The sequence below is a fragment of the Candidatus Pantoea carbekii genome (assembly GCF_000971765.1).
Lineage (GTDB): Bacteria > Pseudomonadota > Gammaproteobacteria > Enterobacterales > Enterobacteriaceae > Pantoea_A > Pantoea_A carbekii.
Map to the genome: position 1 here is coordinate 109,746 of NZ_CP010907.1, position 18,543 is coordinate 128,288.

Below are 18,543 nucleotides of genomic sequence, written 5' to 3' on the forward strand. Positions count from 1 at the left end.
GACATGTTTTTCCCTGATGGGAATCAATAGTGCGTGTTATCCAGGAGAAAGAACATGCAAAAAGAGCAAAATAGTAAAACTTCTTCTCTCAGTATTCTTGCAATGGCTGGAGTAGAACCATACCAGGTAAAAGCAGACGAAAAATATATGAATGCAGCGCAGTTGGACCATTTTCGAAAAATTTTAGAAGCCTGGCATCATCAACTTAGAGGTGAAGTAAATCGTACTGTTTCACATATGCGTGACGACGCTGCAAATTTTCCTGATCTAATCGACCGTGCTACACAAGAAGAAGAGTTCAGTTTAGAGCTGCGTAACCGTGATCGCGAACGTAAACTCATTAAAAAAATTGAGAAAACACTAAAAAAAGTTGAAGAAGATGATTTCGGCTATTGCGAATCTTGTAATATCGAAATTGGTATTCGCCGTCTTGAAGCACGTCCTACTGCTGATCTTTGTATTGATTGTAAAATGTTATCAGAAATTCGTGAAAAACAGATATCTGGTTAATAGTAATGCGCAATGACCATATATAAAATAAACAATTACCGCACTGCAGATCGTTTTTTTGTTTTTTTGCTCTGCGGTTTACATATTTAGCCTAACAAAATATTCTACATTTTTAATTTTTCAAACCATTAAAAGTATTTCCTATGCATTGATTGTATTGTAGTTGTTTGAAAAATTTTTGATAGAAATTTTTTGATAAGAATTACTTAAATTTTTATAAGAAAATTTTATTTAAATATTAGATTGATATACATTCAAATCGAATTACAAAGCAATATGATGTCTAAATTATCTCTAACAAGCTATGATCAAATTTTAATATCATTAAAACATTTTTTACTATTGAATTATTGAGGTGTCCTATTTATACCCGAATCGCTAGTTTTCGCTGTAAAGCCCTCAAGTATGACGAGGAGGTACTTAAAAAAGTGAAAACTGAAAATTCAATTAACATTATTCCTCGAAAAAAACATAATATCTCTCGTAGAGATATTAGCAGTAATGCATTAAAGGTTCTCTATCGTTTGAATAAATCCGGGTATGAAGCGTACTTAGTAGGCGGTAGCGTACGTGATTTACTTTTAGGTAAAAAACCAAAGGATTTTGATATTACTACTAATGCTACACCTGAACAAATGCGTAAACTATTTCGTAATTGTCGTTTAGTTGGACGTCGTTTTCGTTTAGCACACGTTATGTTTGGACTTGAAGTGATAGAAGTTGCTACATTTCGTGGTCCTCATCAATATACAAACATAGCAAATCGCAATCGTTGTCAGTGTCAAAAAAACGGCATGTTATTACGTGATAATATTTTTGGTAGTATTGAAGATGATGCACAACGTCGTGATCTTACTATTAATAGTCTATATTATAGCATATCGGATTTTAGCGTGCGTGATTATGTTGGAGGTTTTCAGGATTTAAAAACAGGAATTATCCGTTTAATTGGCGATCCAGAAACACGTTATCGTGAAGATCCTGTACGCATGCTACGTGTAATACGTTTTGCTGCTAAATTGAATATGCAAATTCATATTGAAACTGCTAAACCTATTGTCAATTTAGTAACATTACTGAAAAACATTCCGCCTGCACGGTTATTTGAAGAATCTCTTAAATTATTACAAACTGGTTTCGGTTTAAATACTTACATGATGATGCGTGAATACCAATTATTTCAACCATTATTTCCAATACTCGCTCAAGGCTTTACAACTCAAGGAAATAGTGTAATGGAACGTTTACTAATACAGGTATTTAAAAACACGGATATTCGTATTAATAACCAGATGAATGTAAATGCTGCATTTTTATTTGCTGCCATGTTTTGGTATCCGCAATTAGAGCTAGCGCAGCGAATTGTACAAAAAAATAGTGTTTCTTATCACGATGCTTCTATATTAGCAATTAATGAAATACTAGATGGAGTGTGTAAAACATTAGCAATTCCAAAGCGGATTACTACATTAATTCGTGATATCTGGCATTTACAGTTGCGTATGTCGCGTCGGCATGGTAAATATGCATGGAAATTAATGGAACACCCAAAGTTCCGTGCTGCCTATGATTTACTAGTCTTACGTGCTAATATTGAAAAAAATCAGCAATTACAACATCTTAGTTGTTGGTGGACAGAATTTCAATCGGCTGTATTAACGCAGCAAAAAAATATGCTAAGTAAAATAGGTAATGAACCTCTAATGTATCGAAATTCTACAAAATTAAACTATTGTGATATAAACTATAACAATCGTAGCAGCAGTACATAATGACGATTGTTTATCTTGCCCTAGGTAGTAATCTAACTAATCCTTTTAATCAAATCAAGTCAGCTTTTGCTGAGTTAGATGCTCTTCCATGTAGTAGTTGTATCACTACTTCATCATTATACCGTACACCACCGTACGGTTTATTAGATCAACCAGACTATTTGAATGCTGTAATATCGCTAGAAAGTACTTTACTGCCAGAAGTATTGCTCGATCATATACAACATATTGAAAAACAACATGGCCGTGTACGTACAGAAAAACATTGGGAAGCCCGTACACTCGATATTGATATTCTTTTGTTTGGTGATGCAGTAATTAATACACCTTCTTTAACAATACCCCATTACGATATGTGTAGACGAGCTTTTATGTTAGTACCGCTCTTAGAAATTGCACCACGACTTTTGCTGCCTAATGGATATGCTTTAGTTGATCTAGTTGCTCAGTTAAAGCACAGTGAAATTCGTCTTTGGAATGAATAATCGGCTGAAATGAAATATCAATTTAATCAGCTGATTAAAAATATACTGAGTTAATTTAAAACACTGGATAATATAATGACGTTAACGACCATTTCTTATTTAAATCAATTAAAATCTGATGGATGCAAATTTGCTGCCTTAACAGCTTATGATTTTTGTTTTGCCCGTTTATTTTCAAATGAAGGGATTCAAGTATTACTAATTGGTGATTCACTTGGCATGACTATACAAGGCCATGATTCTACTCTGCCAGTTACTATCAAAGATATGGTGTATCATATTGCTGCAGTACGCCGAGGAGCACCGCAGGCCCTCATAATAGCTGATATGCCTTTTATGAGCTATGCTACTTTACAAAAAACTTTTAAAAATGCTGCACAACTTATTCAAGCCGGTTCTAATGTAGTCAAACTAGAAGGTGGAGCCGCATTTATAGTAGATACTGTTCGTATGTTAACTGAACGTGCTGTACCAGTCTGTGGTCATCTAGGATTAACGCCACAGTCAGTAAATATTTTAGGAGGCTATAAGATACAAGGTCGTAGTGAAGCTAGTGCTCAACGCCTTCTAGCCGATGCACAAGCATTGGAAGCCGCTGGTGCAAAATTATTAGTTCTAGAGTGTGTGCCAATATCATTAGCGGAATGTATAACTAAATCACTAAGTATTCCAGTTATCGGAATCGGTGCAGGCAATGTCACAGATGGTCAAATTTTAGTCATGCATGATGCATTCGGTTTTACAAATCACAATACTCCAAAATTTGTTAAAAATTTTCTTGCCGAAACAGGCAATATTCGTACTGCAATTCACCAATATATTGCTGAAGTCAAAGCAGAAACATATCCAGCCATTCAACATAGTTTTGAGTAAATAAGCAGGAGAACTAATTGATCATCATTAAACAATTATCGACATTGAATTTTAAAATGCGACAATTACGAGACCAAGATAAAAACATTGCGTTAATACCTACCATGGGTAATTTGCATGCAGGCCATCTCTCATTGGTCCATGAAGCACAAAAAAAAGCTGATATTATTGTAGTATCAATTTTTGTTAATCCAATACAATTTGAAAATGCTGAAGATTTATCTAATTATCCACATACCCTAAAAGAAGATTGTAAAAAATTGGATGACCAAAAGGTTGACATAGTATTTATTCCTAGTGTAATAGATATGTATCCTAATGGCATTATTAACCAAACTTTCGTTGAAGTTCCATATTTATCACAGTTATTGGAAGGGCATAAACGTCCAGGTCATTTTCGAGGCGTTACTACCATTGTAAGCAAATTATTTAATCTTGTACGACCAAATATTGCATTTTTCGGTGAAAAAGATTTTCAGCAACTAGTCATTATTCGAAAAATGGTTATAGATATGAATTTTAATATCCATATTGTCGCAGTGCGTACAGTACGTGCTCATGACGGTTTAGCGTTAAGTTCGCGAAATCGATATTTAAGACTAGATGAACGTAAAATTGCACCATCTTTATATAACGTCATTAAAAATATGTCACAACGTTTAAATAAAAATGACTATCATATTGATGAAATTATTACCAATGCGGAAGTTACATTAAAAAAAGAAGGATTACGACCAGATAGCGTAGCAATTGTTGATGCCACCACTTTAGAATCAGTTAACAAACATACTAAACATGCGGTGATACTAATAGCGGCATTTTTAGGCAAGGTGCGTTTGATTGATAGTCAACAAGTGTATTTAAAGAAGAAAAAATGATATATTATAAAATAAAATTTAGTATATAGATAATAAACTAGAATAAATGTCAAAAAAATTGATAATATATTTGGCGTTAAATTTAAAGTAAAATAACCTTTTAGCATCATAAAAGATAATCTCTTTTATCATTTTTTCAGAAAGATTTAAATATATAACACCAATCACAATGATTCAAAATCAGTATATTATTTTAATAATTTACCTCTATTCAAACTTAATATAACTAAATAGTATCCCGGGTATAAATATATGAAAATATTTATTTCTTCTTATCATTCATTTTAATATTGAATACATGCAATACATATTAATGTTTAAAATAAATTATCAATAACTCTGCATAACTTATTATTACTCAATTGTTAAAATTATTATTGATTTTTTTTAAAAAAATATTTGATTTTAAATTAAGTAAATATTTCATTTAGATTAATATCTTTTATATATATGCAGATATTCAATTAAGTACGTAATCCTCTTCCGCGCTCAATAAGAATATAGACCATAACGTAAAATATTATCATAAATATTAACAAGACTAACATTGTTAGTTGTAAAGGAACTTCGTTTATCCCTAGAAAACCATAACGAAAACCACTTATCATATAAACTATAGGATTTAGCCTTGACAATGTCTGCCAAAAAGGTAGTAGTAATCTCAAAGAATAAAATACACCACCGAGATATGTCAAGGGAGTCAGTACAAAAGTAGGAATAAGACTAATATCATCAAAATTTTGTGCGAATACTGCATTAAGTAGACCAGCTAGTGAAAACAAAATTGCTGTTAAAAAAAGTGTAATGCCTACCATTGGCCATGAATATACATGGAATGGAATAAAAAATAATGATACTAGTGTCACTAAAACGCCTACACATACACTACGTGCCACACCTCCACCTATATAACCAATAATAATTATATGTGTTGGCACTGGTGCTATAAGCAGTTCTTCAATATTACGCTGAAATTTAGCGCTAAAAAAAGAAGATGCAACATTAGCGTACGCATTTGTGATAACTGACATCATAATAAGACCAGGTACTATAAACTGCATATAGTTAAACCCACACATGCCTTTCATATGTGAGCCAATTAAATTTCCAAAAATAATAAAATATAATGTAATAGTAATTACTGGTGGTACTAAAGTTTGAATCCAAATACGCGCAAATCGATTAATTTCTTTACTCCAAATGCTTTTAAGGGCTATCCAGTAAAATTTCGTCATATTTTTACCTCTTTTTGCTTTGCGTCAAGCTAACGAATAGCTCCTCTAGACGGTTTGCTTTATTACGCATACTTAATACTTCTATTCCTTGTGCGCTAAGTTGGCTAAATATACTATTTAAACTTTGCTCGCGCATCACTTCTACTTCAAGCGTTGCAGAATCCAATATACGATACTGAAAGTGCTTCAAGCATGGCGGAGAACTAGATGGCGCTAAATCAAAAATGAAAGTCTCTGATTGTAGTTTTGAGAGCAAATCTTTTGTCGAAGTGTTTTCAACTAATTCGCCGTTTTGAATAATGCCAATATTCCGACATAGCATTTCTGCTTCTTCGAGATAGTGGGTAGTAAGAATAATAGTAGTACCTTTAGCATTTAGATCCTTTAAAAATATCCACATCGCACGACGTAACTCAATATCTAAACCTGCAGTTGGTTCATCAAGAATTAATAATCTTGGCTCATGCATTCGTGCGCGAGTGAGCATGAGACGACGTTTCATACCACCTGATAGCATCCTTGCACGCTCATTACGTTTGCTCCATAGATCAACTTGATTGAGGTATTTTTTCGCACGTATATTAGCCTCACGACGCTCAACACCATAATAACCAGCTTGATTTACTACAATCTGCATTACAGTTTCGAAAGGATTAAAATTAAATTCTTGTGGAACTAACCCAAGTTGACGTTTGGCATAAACTGCATCTTTCTGTAAATCATAGCCAAATACACGCACGGTACCGCTAGATTTAATGACTAATGAACTAATAATACCAATAATAGTGGACTTACCAGCACCATTCGGTCCTAGCAAGGCATAAAAATCGCCAGCATCTACATTTAAATCAATTCCTTTAAGCGCTTGTACACCACTAGGATGATAAGTTTTAGTCAAGCTAGAAATTTTTAGTGCATTACTCATTACTCATCTCCATACTCTATGATAGTAAGATTATAGTTATGTAGAATAGTTGGTTATCTTTAATTGAGAGATCCGGTTAATTGAGAATTAATCGATTTGAGAAATCAAAGGAATTAAATAAGATAACAATAATAATCTACCCATCTACTCTATATATTAGAAAAATTAAGAGTAAATAAGCTATTACGTTATCCATTAGTTGATTAAAATTCTAGTAGCCTTGAAATAATATTTTAATTATTCATCTACCATGACAATTTTACCAATATAGGGTAAATGACGATAATGCTGTGCATAATCTATTCCAAAGCCCACTACAAATTCATCTGGAATAGTAAAACCCACATATTCAACAGTTACATCTGTTTCACGACGATCAGGCTTATCTAATAGTGTACAAATTGCTAATGATTTTGGATCACGTAACAGCAGCATTTCATATACTTTTCTTAATGTATTTCCAGAATCAATAATATCCTCTACTATCAATACATCTTTATCACGTATATCTTCATCAAGATCTTTAAGAATTTTGACATCGCGTGTTATAGAAAACATTTCATTCCCATAACTAGAGGTTGTCATGAAATCGACTTCATGTGATATATTGATAGCTCGACAAAGATCAGCTATAAACATAAAGGAACCACGAAGTAGGCCTACTAATACCATTTTACTAGTACTATTACGATAACGATCGCTAATTTGTTGGCCAAGTTCGATAATACGATCCTCTATTTCTTGCTTAGAAAACATCATACTAACAATATGTTTCAATAAATTTTTCTCTTTAAATTTAAAGAATTATTATAAGTAACATTCATGGTACCAGAATTTATGAAATTCTAATATTTTTAAAATCATATTTTACTTTACTAAAAATTTATATCTAATTTTACTAGATACTAATCTTACTATAAATATAAAAATCTTAAAAGTTAAAAACTTTTTATATTTATACAGCAAAAGTGTAGTGACTGAGTAAGTATTTTATTCCTTAAGATGAATACTTAACATTTTATCAGATGTAATAATCTTACAAAGTTATACAATACTTAGCTAAGTATTCAAATAATTGTTTTTCAATAAATGAGTTACGTGTTTTCGATAAATATCTAATTGTTTATAATTACAAAAAAATATTTTTAACTATATAATGAATGATAAAGTTTTTTACATCCTTTATTTTTTCAAATAACAATCAGAAAGACTGTAAATACTATTTAGATATTTTGGTGATGCAATGCATATATTCGTGTATGTATTATAATAATAGCATTATAGTCTCTATTTTAATATATTGTAAGTAATTAATATTAACTCAGTTAGAGTAATACTCCATATGCAGAAGTCACTGAATACTTCATTTTCAATGATACCAAATCTAATTTTAAATCTATTTAAAATCTATTTCAATCTCAAAATGTTTGAATTAAGATCTTTGAATAATTTAAAATATTATTTTTTTGCTTTTGGATTAAGCACATCAGTAATACTACCTTGAAATATTTGAGCTGCTAATCCAATAGATTCATTTAAAGTAGGATGTGCATGAATAATTAGTGCAATATCTTCAGCATCACAACCCATTTCAATGGCTAATCCAATTTCTCCTAAGAGCTCGCCACCATTGCTACCAACTACTGCCCCGCCAATAATACGGTGATTATCTTTATTAAAGATTAGTTTAGTAATACCGTTCGAACAATTAGAAGCAATAGCACGACCTGACGCAGTCCATTTAAAATGAGCTGTTTCGTAGCCAATCTTTTTTTCTTGAGCTATTTGCTCTGTTAAACCAACCCATGCTACTTCTGGATCTGTATAAGCTATGGAAGGAATTACTTTTGGGTCAAAGTAATGTTTTAAGCCTGATATTACTTCAGCTGCTATATGTCCTTGATGTATAGCTTTATGTGCTAACATCGGTTGACCAACGATATCTCCTATAGCATAAATGTGTTGCACATTAGTACGCATTTGCTTATCAACACATATAAATGCGTTTTTATCTAATTTTACACCAGCTTTATCTAAAGCTAATTCTTTAGTATTAGGTACACGACCAATTGCTACTAAGATCACATCGTAAACATTTGTTTTGATAATATTTGTTTTATCTTGTAATTCAACATAGACTCCTTCTTGTTTTAGATTTACATTAACTAATTTAGTTTCTAACATTAAATTAAATTTTTTATTAATAGATTTCATGAAAACTGTTGCTATATCTTGGTCTGCACCAGAAATCAATTGGTTACATATTTCAACTATATCGATTTTGGAACCTAATGCATGGTAAATATTACCTATTTCAAGACCAATTATGCCCCCTCCTATTATTAATAAGCGTTTCGGTATTTTTTCTAGTCGAAGAGCAGCAGTAGAATCCCATATGCGAGGATCTTCATGTATTGCTAAAGGAAGTTTGACAGGATAAGAACCTGTTGCAATAATAACATTATCAAAGTTAATTTGAGTAAAATTAGCTTCGTGTTGTACTATTACACTATGAGAAGAACTAAATTTGCCTATACCTTGCAGGATTTGAATATGACGATTTTTAGCCATATTTACAAGCCCACTAGTTAGCTGCTTAATTACTTTGTTTTTCCAAATATTAATTTTGCTTATGTCGATAATAGGCTGAGAAAATATAACTCCATTTTCTTTAAGGCTACTACTATCGTCAATGATTTTTGCAACATGCAATAAGGCTTTGGAAGGAATGCAACCTACGTTCAGACAAACACCACCGAGAGTACTATAGCGCTCTACTATTACAGTTTTTAAACCTAAATCTGCGCAACGAAAGGCTGCAGAATAACCTGCAGGACCTGATCCGAGTACTAAAACTTGAGTGTAAATCTCTTTATTCATGATGATCTCTTAAAATTTCTAGTGGTCAAAATAAGTTTGAAAAACTCCTTAATACTATATGTATATTAGAATATTTCACTTTAAAATCTATTCAATTCATATAAATACTTTTAAGTACAACAATGCTGAACATCTATTACCTAAATACCATAACCATAAATTAAGCTTTAAGCTTATACAGTAAGTTTGATTACATCACATTACTAGATATCGGATATCGAATAATATACGCTTAATAATATTTATAAATCTAGCACCATCAGCACCATCAATCACTCGGTGATCAAAAGAAAGAGAAATTGGCATTATTAGACGTGGGGTAAACTCTTTACCGTTCCAAACAGGCTCCATCATAGATTTAGAAACACCAAGGATAGCTACTTCTGGTGCATTAACAATAGGAGAAAAGTATGTAGTTCCTAATCCTCCTAAGTTAGATATAGTGAAACAACCACCTTGTACATCATGAGGAGTTAGTTTGCCATCATGTGCTTTTTTTGACATTACCATTAATTCACGGCATAGTTCATTGATACTTTTTTTGTTTACGTCTTTAAATACAGGCACTACTAAACCGTTTATAGTATCCATTGCAATACCAATATTTATATATTTTTTAAGTATCAATTTTTGTGCATCTTTAGATAATGAACTATTAAAAAAAGGCATTTTTTCCAATGCATTTGAAACTACTCTCATAATAAAAACTAATAACGTGAGCTTAAGATCTAACTTGTTTTTTTGAATTTCAGTATTTTGCTCTTTTCGAAATGCTTCTAGTTCTGTAATATCGACCTTATCGAAATGGGTAACATGTGGAATTACAGTCCAATTGCGACTAAGATTAACAGCAGAAATTTTCTGAATACGCTTTAGTTCTATTTCTTCTATTTCTCCAAACTTACTGAAGTCTACTTGAGGCGACATTAATGCACTTGTTGATGAACTACTACCTTTAACTATGAAATTATCTGATAATATTTCTGTATTTTTTAGTGTATCTCTTACATAACATTGTATATCTTCTTTTAAAATACGACCTTTTCGACCAGTGCCTTTTATTTTTAAAAGGTTTATACCGAATTCATATGCTAGACGACGAATTAACGGTGTAGCATGAACATAAGAAACAACCTTGTTTTCAGAAAACTTACTTTTTATATCAGTTTTAGGATTTGATTCTGTTATTTTTTTGCTGTCTGAAGTAAAGAGATTGTTTTTCACTTCAAACACCATGATCAGTGAACCAGTACTTACTTTATCTCCACTTAAAACTTTTAATTCTTTAACAGTTCCACAAAACGGAGATGGAACATCCATTGAAGTTTTATCTCCTTCGACAGTAAGCAATGATTGTTCAAATTCAACTTTATCACCTACGTTAACCAAAATGTCAGTGACTTCAACTTTATCTAACCCAATATCCGGCATTTTAATTTCTATTTCCATTATGTTTTTTTATACCTCTTACGCCAACCTTGGGTTAATTTTGTTAGTATCGATGTTAAATTTGAATATTGCTTCTGTTACTATTTTTTTGTCAATTTTACCACATTTAGCTAACTCACTTAACGCAGACACTACAATATATGACGTATCTACTTCAAAATAATGTCGCAAAGTTTCTCGACTATCTGAACAACCGAAACCATCCGTGCCTAATACTCGATAATTTTTAGTTGGTAAATAACTATAAACTTGTTCAGCAAATAGTTTTATATAATCTGTTGACGCTACTGCTGGTTCATTATTCATCACCTGTGCAATATACGGTATACGTGGTTTTTCATTCGGATGTAACATATTCCAGCGTTCACAATCCTGACCATCTCGAGCAAGTTCAGTAAATGAAGTTACACTGTACACATCACACCCAATATCATAATTATTAGCCAAAATCTGAGCCGCTTTACGAACATGACGTAAGATAGCTCCTGAACCGAGTAACTGTACTTTACCTGTTTTACCGCTTAGCGTTTCTAGCTTATAAATGCCTTTGCAAATACCTTTTTCCACGCCATTTGGCATTGCTGGCATATAATAATTCTCATTCAATGTAGTAATATAGTAATAAATATTTTCCTGTTTTTCACCGTACATGCGTACTAAACCATCATGTACAATAACTGCAACTTCATAAGCATAAGATGGATCATAAGAAATACAATTTGGAATAGTTAATGACTGAATGTGGCTGTGCCCATCTTCATGCTGTAAACCCTCGCCATTAAGTGAAGTTCGACCAGAAGTACCACCAATTAAAAAACCACGTGCTTGTTGATCACCTGCTAACCACATAAGATCACCGATTCTTTGAAAACCAAATATTGAATAATAAATGTAAAATGGAATCATCGGTAGATTGTTAGTACTGTAAGAAGTGGCAGCTGCTAACCACGAAGAACCTGCTCCTAATTCATTAATTCCTTCTTGCAAAATCTGTCCTTTTTTGTCTTCTTTATAATAAGCAAGTTGATCGCGATCTTGAGGAATATATTTTTGACCATCTGAGTTATAGATACCAATTTGACGAAATAAGCCTTCCATACCAAAGGTACGTGCTTCATCTGATATAATTGGCACCAAACGATCTTTTATCGGATTATTTTTTAACATGATATGCAGTATACGTACGAAAGCTACAGTAGTAGAAATATTTTTATGCTGTTCTTGTAACAATGCGCTAAATTCTTCTAGTGTTGGTATTTTAAGTTGTTCTGTAAATTTTATTCGACGGCTAGGTAAGTAGCCGCCCAATTTTTTGCGTTGATTATGTAAATAATTATATTCTTCTGAATCTTTTTGAAAGGTTATGTACGGTAACTGATGGATTTCATCATCACTTACCGGTATATTAAATCGATCACGAATATAACGAATACTGTCGATATCCATTTTTTTTACTTGGTGAGCAATATTTTTAGCTTCAGCGGTAGTACCCATACCATAACCTTTGATAGTGTGTAAAAGAATTAACGTAGGTTGATTTTTAGTTTCATTTGCTTGTTTTAATGCAGCATAAATTTTTTTTGGATCATGACCACCACGATTTAAAGAAAATATTTCTTCATCTGTCCAATATTTTACTAATTCGGCAGTTTCTGGATATTTACCGAAGAAATTTTTTCGCACATAAGCACCATCACGAGATTTAAAAGTTTGGTAATCTCCATCAAGTGTCTCATTCATAAGCTGAATCAACTTACCACTATTATCTTGCTCAAATAATTTATCCCAACGACTACCCCAAATAACTTTAATTACTTTCCAACCAGCACCAATAAAAATACCTTCTAATTCATTAATTATTTTACCGTTACCATTTACAGGACCATCTAGACGTTGTAAGTTACAATTAATAATAAAAATTAAATTATCTAATTTTTCACGTGCTGCAATAGTAATAGCACCTTTAGATTCTGGCTCATCCATTTCACCATCACCAAGAAAAGCGTAAACTTTTTGATTCATAGTATCTTTCAGACCGCGATGCTGTAGATATTTTAAAAATTTCGCTTGATAAATGGCATTTAATGCACCTAACCCCATGGATACTGTTGGAAATTGCCAAAAAGCTGGCATTAATTTTGGATGTGGATACGAAGATAAACCATTTCCCTTTACTTCTTGTCGAAAATTATTCATTTGTTTTTCTGTAATACGACCTTCAAGAAATGCACGTGAGTAGATGCCCGGAGAAATATGCCCTTGAAAATAAACTAAATCACCTCCATTTTTCTCACTTTCTGCACGAAAGAAATGATTAAAACAAACTTCATAAATAGTGGCAGATGATTGAAAAGAGGAAATGTGTCCACCTAATTCTAAATTTTTCTTCGACGCCCGCAGAACTGACATAATAGCGTTCCATCGAATTGCAGAACGAATACGACGTTCAAGAAAAATATTTCCAGGGTATTCTATTTCATTTTCAATTGGAATAGTATTAACATAATTACTTATAATAGAGCAATCTGTAATAATTTTTACTCCTCTTTTACGTGCAGCTATTAATATTTTATTAATTAGATATTGCGCTCGTTCAACACCTTCTTGATGAATGACAGATTCGATTGCCTGTAACCAATCACGAGTTTCGATCGGATCTACGTCATTTTGTAAATGTTCTGACATAGGGAGATTCCTTATGTGTATGTTTCTAAAGAAATGAGACAACAATATTTATATTGAATACTAGTTAAACTAGATTAACAGCATCAACAAAAAGTTTTTAATCCTTACCGAACAATAATACTGCTATCATGTTTTATGATATTACTCTAATAAACAAAGATACCTTTGCTTTTAATAATTATGTTTTATTTAATGTGTAAAAATTAAATAAAATTTTGGATGTATTTAAAATAAGCTCAAGGTATTAAGGTGCTCATCATTTCTTTTCCAGAATTTTTTTAATGAAGATGCTGAAAGTACAACTGTGTTTTAAATAAAAATTTCAATTTGAGCTTCAACGTATTACATCAGTTGCATTAAGTAGCAACTATAAATATTAAAATTTTTAGCTATCTAATTTAAAAAAAATTAATTTTTATTGGCTTAATATAAATCAATTTTTATCAATGAGAGATCTGATTAATTATTCATTTTAATGAAATTGAATTTTTAAAAATTAGTAATATCAATATTCAATTTCTTACATTAAGTGAATTAACATAATTAAGATTTTATATTTCAGTCAAAAAAAAGTAGTCAGAATTCAATCAGTGCCACAGTATTCTATCTTTATCTTTTGATATTAATTAAATTAATAAATATTTATATGTATCTCATTAAATGATTTCCTATTAGTGAAGATATTTCAGCCATATCAATTTAAGATAAAAATCTAAATTTAATTTAAAAATTAAAATCATGAATCTATATAAAGCATTAAATACAACATATATGCTGATTAAATTGTTAAAAAGATCACGTAAAGGTATAGAATATCTTCATATTACACAATTTTTATAAAAAAAGTAAAAAGAGATGTAAAATATTGAATTGATCATTATGCTAATGATCATTGTAGTTCATTAAGTTAAGAGAATAGTATTGTATTTATGGTATGAAAATATGAACTCTAATAGCTTTGTCATGTAGGCATTGCAAGTATACACAATAACATTATGAGGTTTTTATGGAACAACAGCATAGCGAAACGCTGCACCGCGATCTAAAAAATCGCCATATTCAGCTAATTGCGCTAGGCGGTTCAGTAGGTACTGGTTTTTTTCTAGGAAGCGGATCAGTGATTACATCAGCTGGGCCATCAGTAATTCTTGGGTACACTATTGCCGGTTTTATTGCCTTTCTTATTATGAGGCAATTAGGCGAAATGGTTGTAGAAGAACCAGTAGCAGGTAGTTTCAGTTATTTTGCTTGTAAATACTGGAGTAACTTTGCTGGTTTTGTATCAGGTTGGAATTACTGGGCACTTTATGTATTAGTGGCTATGGCAGAACTCACAGCTGTTGGTAAATATATCCAGTTCTGGCTTCCATCTTGTCCTACTTGGATAACAGCTGCTATTTTTTTTATTATAATTAATACTATTAATATGAATAATGTAAAAACGTTCGGAGAAACGGAATTTTGGTTCGCACTAATCAAGATAATAGCTGTTATCAGCATGATTGTTTTTGGTAGTTGGCTATTAGTAAGCGGTAACGGCGGTCCGCAAGCTTCCATTAAGAACCTTTGGAATCAGGGAGGTTTTATGCCTAATGGTATAAACGGACTGATAATGATGATGGCAATCATTATGTTTTCATTTGGTGGTTTAGAATTAGTAGGTATTACAGCAGCAGAAGCTAGCAACCCAGAAGACAGCATTCCAAAAGCTACTAATCAAGTACTTTGGCGTGTTTTAATTTTTTATATTGGTTCGCTGGTTGTGTTGTTATCTCTTATGCCATGGACACGAATTACTGATACAACTAGCCCGTTTGTACTGATTTTTCATGAATTAGGTGATTCTTTAGCAGCTAATGCTTTAAATTTAGTCATTTTAACTGCTGCATTATCAGTTTATAATAGTGCAGTATATTGTAACAGCCGTATACTATTTGGCCTAGCCAAACAAGGTAATGCTCCTAAAATACTGATGAAGTTAGATCGTCATGGTGTACCTATAACAAATATTTTTGTATCTGCTATAGCTACTGGTTTATGTGTTTTAATTAATTTTATAATGCCTGGTGAAGCTTTTGGTCTTTTGCTGGCATTGGTAGTATCTACGTTAGTTATTAATTGGGCTTTAATCAGCTTTACACATATGAAATTTCGTGAAAAAAAAGATCAACAAGGTATCGTTACAAGATTCAAATCAATACTTTATCCTGTTAGCAATTGGATCTGTTTATTATTTATGTTCTTTATACTGATTATTATGGCACTTACTCCCGGAATGGCAACTTCTGTATGGTTAGTGCCCGTTTGGCTTTTGCTTTTGTCTGTAAGTTATGCTATCGTCAAAAAAAATAAAATACAAAATGTATGATTTTAAATTTTACTTTATCGACCTCATTTTTTTTAAAAATTGATATTTTATGAATTTTTAGGTAAATATTTTTATATATGGTATCAGGATTACAATTTTTTTAAGAAAGATGAAATTAAAAGCGTTTTTGGCAATATTTTACACATCAAATAGATTTTCATTCTGATTTTTAAAACATGACGTACTTGAATTTTTATCACATAGTAATATAATTACTATGCATTTAAAGATGCAAGTACATTTATTTTGTATTCCAATTTTTCAATTTAAATTAAATTTTGTATTTTTAGTATCACTGTTGTCTGGATAATACTTGATACTTAGCGATGTAGATATATATCTTTTTCTGATATAGTATCAAAAAATTAAATACATTATGTATATGAAATATACATATATTTAACTAGCCATTTTAAAAGCAAAAAGATAGAGTATTATAAATATAGAGTTAAATTTTATATAATTGCACATTATGAAATCCCGTTATTATAATACTGGTGACCGCCGTCGGACTTTAATGGCACGTATACAGCAGGATATAAAACAAGTTGTTGAACGTGCACTGCAGGAAGATTTAGGTGGCAAAGTAGACATTGATAAAGATATTACAGCTTTATTGTTACCAAAAGATAAAAACGGAAAAGCACAGGTTATTACGCATGAGGCGGGCATTTTTTGTGGTAAACGCTGGGTTGAAGAAGTTTTTATTCAATTAGGGAATCAAGTAAGTTTGATTTGGCATGTAGAAGAAGGACAAAAGCTCATTGCTTATCAAGTTTTATTTGAACTACAAGGTCCTGTTCGTCTTCTGCTAACTTCAGAACGAACTGTGCTTAATTTTTTACAAATGTTATCCGGCATAGCAACCCAAGTAAATCATTACGTTACTTTATTAGCGGACAGTAAAACACAATTACTAGATACACGAAAAACGTTTCCAGGTTTACGTACTGCTATGAAGTATGCAGTATTATGTGGTGGAGGTCAAAATCATCGATTGGATCTGTCTGATGCATTTTTAATAAAAGAAAACCATATTATTGCGAGTGGTTCCATAAAGAATGCAGTGGAAAAAGCGCTATTTCTCTACCCTGATTTACCAGTAGAAGTTGAAGTAGAAACTTTGCAAGAGTTACAAAACGCACTTAATGCTGGAGCTGATATTATTATGCTAGATAATTTTAGTCTCAATATGATAAAAGAGGCAGTAAGTATAAATAACAATACAGCATTACTAGAAGTTTCAGGAAATGTTGATTCAATAACATTACCTCAAATTGCAACAATGGGAGTGGACTATATATCAATTGGAGCACTAACTAAACATTTACATGCATTAGACATTTCCATGCGTTTTTTATAACATTTAATTGTTATATTTAAGATAATCATTTTATGTGTATTGGCATAATTCACTATAGATAACTATTTAATTAATTTGATTTATATTGATTTTCAATTTATGATTCTACTGCTAGTAGAAATTTTGTAACAAAGATTTATTAGGGTAAAAATTATATTTTATTAAAATTTAACATATAATAAAAAATATTACATTTTAACATATTAGATTAATGATATTTATATTTAAATATAACAAGATAAATTCATTTGAATAATATTAATGCCTAGAATATAATAAGTTGGATGTAGATCTATTCATTATAACTGTTGCCCATTTTTGTGAAATTTATTCGTTTTCTTATAATTTAGTGATTAGAATGAGATTATTAATACAGTAGTTATCATATTTTACACATTATCAAATAAGATCAGATTTGATTACTAACAAATATTTTTTGCCTATCTTTTATCTTCATTAAGATATATTTCTTAAACATAGTAAGAAAAGATTTAGATTGCGAGAGAATAACTATGCGTTTTAACGTTGTCGCACTTACTGGTGGTATTGGCAGTGGGAAAAGTACCGTTGCTAATGTGTTTTCGGAATTAGGCATTAATATTATTGACGCTGATAGTATTGCTAGAGAAATTGTTCGACCGGGTTCGCCAGCATTGCAAAAAATCATAGCTCGTTACAGTAGATCTATTTTAACTGAAGAAGGTAAGTTGAATCGTGCTATGTTACGTAACATTATTTTTCAATCATGTAAAGAAAAAAATTGGCTTGATGACTTACTACATCCCTTAATTAATATGCGTACAGAGCAACTTAAAAAATTGACTAGCTCACCTTATATCATTTGGGTTGTGCCACTTTTAATAGAAAATGGACTGCAACATTTAGCTGATCGGGTATTAGTAATTGATACAGAAGAAATTATACAGTTGCAGCGCACACAACGTCGTGATAAAATTTCATTTAATCAAGTAGAAAAAATTCTTTCCGTTCAAATTAGTCGTACACAACGCTTAGCTTATGCAAATGATGTCATCGAAAATAATGGCACGATAGAACAGATGATGGAGCGGGTTGCTGAACTTCATCAATCTTACTTACGCTTAGCAGCAATTGGATAGGA

13 protein-coding genes and 1 pseudogene are annotated in these 18,543 nt (G+C 31.5%); 8 read left to right on the top strand and 6 right to left on the bottom strand.

The genetic code is table 11. The annotated features are described in order from the left end of the window. The first annotated feature begins 54 nt into the window (after positions 1–54). The 5 genes from dksA (at position 55) to panC (ending at position 4,518) form a co-directional block, all read left to right on the top strand. Positions 55–510, top strand: coding sequence for an RNA polymerase-binding protein DksA (gene dksA / locus BMSBPS_RS00395; RefSeq protein ID WP_022564444.1), 456 nt, complete (start codon positions 55–57; stop codon positions 508–510). A gap of 362 nt (positions 511–872) precedes the next feature. Continuing rightward, positions 873–2,282 carry a polynucleotide adenylyltransferase PcnB gene (gene pcnB, locus BMSBPS_RS00400; RefSeq protein ID WP_235375459.1) on the top strand — a complete coding sequence of 470 codons (1,410 nt, stop codon included), beginning with the start codon at positions 873–875 and terminating at the stop codon, positions 2,280–2,282. Then, positions 2,282–2,767, top strand: coding sequence for a 2-amino-4-hydroxy-6-hydroxymethyldihydropteridine diphosphokinase (gene folK / locus BMSBPS_RS00405; protein ID WP_022564446.1), 486 nt, complete (start codon positions 2,282–2,284; stop codon positions 2,765–2,767). Before pcnB ends, folK begins: the two co-directional genes overlap by 1 nt. Before the next feature lie 75 nt (positions 2,768–2,842). Then, positions 2,843–3,640, top strand: a complete 798-nt coding sequence (gene panB / locus BMSBPS_RS00410) for a 3-methyl-2-oxobutanoate hydroxymethyltransferase (protein WP_046201058.1) — start codon at positions 2,843–2,845, stop codon at positions 3,638–3,640. A gap of 17 nt (positions 3,641–3,657) precedes the next feature. Next, positions 3,658–4,518 (top strand): pantoate--beta-alanine ligase, encoded by an 861-nt coding sequence (gene panC, locus BMSBPS_RS00415; RefSeq protein WP_046201059.1) that lies wholly within the window; start codon positions 3,658–3,660, stop codon positions 4,516–4,518. 464 nt (positions 4,519–4,982) lie between these two features. Here panC and BMSBPS_RS00420 read toward each other — a convergent pair whose 3' ends face one another. The 6 genes and pseudogenes from BMSBPS_RS00420 to aceE all read right to left on the bottom strand — a co-directional run bounded on the left by BMSBPS_RS00420 (position 4,983) and on the right by aceE (position 13,692). Beyond that, positions 4,983–5,753 carry an ABC transporter permease gene (locus tag BMSBPS_RS00420; protein WP_022564449.1) on the bottom strand — a complete coding sequence of 257 codons (771 nt, stop codon included), beginning with the start codon at positions 5,751–5,753 and terminating at the stop codon, positions 4,983–4,985. Between the two features lie 4 nt (positions 5,754–5,757). Continuing rightward, positions 5,758–6,678 carry an ABC transporter ATP-binding protein gene (locus BMSBPS_RS00425; protein WP_022564450.1) on the bottom strand — a complete coding sequence of 307 codons (921 nt, stop codon included), beginning with the start codon at positions 6,676–6,678 and terminating at the stop codon, positions 5,758–5,760. 237 nt (positions 6,679–6,915) lie between these two features. Continuing rightward, complete coding sequence (gene hpt / locus BMSBPS_RS00430) at positions 6,916–7,455, bottom strand: hypoxanthine phosphoribosyltransferase (RefSeq protein ID WP_022564451.1); 540 nt, start codon at positions 7,453–7,455, stop codon at positions 6,916–6,918. A 681-nt stretch (positions 7,456–8,136) separates the two neighbouring features. Next, on the bottom strand, positions 8,137–9,558 hold the full coding sequence (gene lpdA, locus BMSBPS_RS00435) for a dihydrolipoyl dehydrogenase (protein WP_022564452.1): 1,422 nt from the start codon (positions 9,556–9,558) through the stop codon (positions 8,137–8,139). A 195-nt stretch (positions 9,559–9,753) separates the two neighbouring features. Then, positions 9,754–10,998: pseudogene (aceF, locus tag BMSBPS_RS00440) on the bottom strand (dihydrolipoyllysine-residue acetyltransferase); the annotation flags it as partial. 27 nt (positions 10,999–11,025) lie between these two features. Then, on the bottom strand, positions 11,026–13,692 hold the full coding sequence (gene aceE, locus BMSBPS_RS00445) for a pyruvate dehydrogenase (acetyl-transferring), homodimeric type (protein ID WP_022564454.1): 2,667 nt from the start codon (positions 13,690–13,692) through the stop codon (positions 11,026–11,028). 1,006 nt (positions 13,693–14,698) lie between these two features. Here aceE and BMSBPS_RS00450 point away from each other — a divergent pair. From BMSBPS_RS00450 to coaE, 3 genes are all read left to right on the top strand, one after another. Continuing rightward, the gene (locus BMSBPS_RS00450) at positions 14,699–16,060 is read left to right on the top strand and encodes an amino acid permease (protein WP_022564455.1); all 1,362 of its coding nucleotides are present in this window, start codon (positions 14,699–14,701) and stop codon (positions 16,058–16,060) included. Positions 16,061–16,532: 472 nt separating this feature from the next. Further along, on the top strand, positions 16,533–17,423 hold the full coding sequence (nadC, locus tag BMSBPS_RS00455; protein ID WP_022564456.1) for a carboxylating nicotinate-nucleotide diphosphorylase: 891 nt from the start codon (positions 16,533–16,535) through the stop codon (positions 17,421–17,423). Between the two features lie 512 nt (positions 17,424–17,935). Beyond that, entirely contained in the window at positions 17,936–18,541 is a 606-nt protein-coding gene (gene coaE, locus BMSBPS_RS00460) for a dephospho-CoA kinase (RefSeq protein ID WP_022564457.1), read from the top strand. The last annotated feature ends 2 nt before the right edge of the window (positions 18,542–18,543 follow it).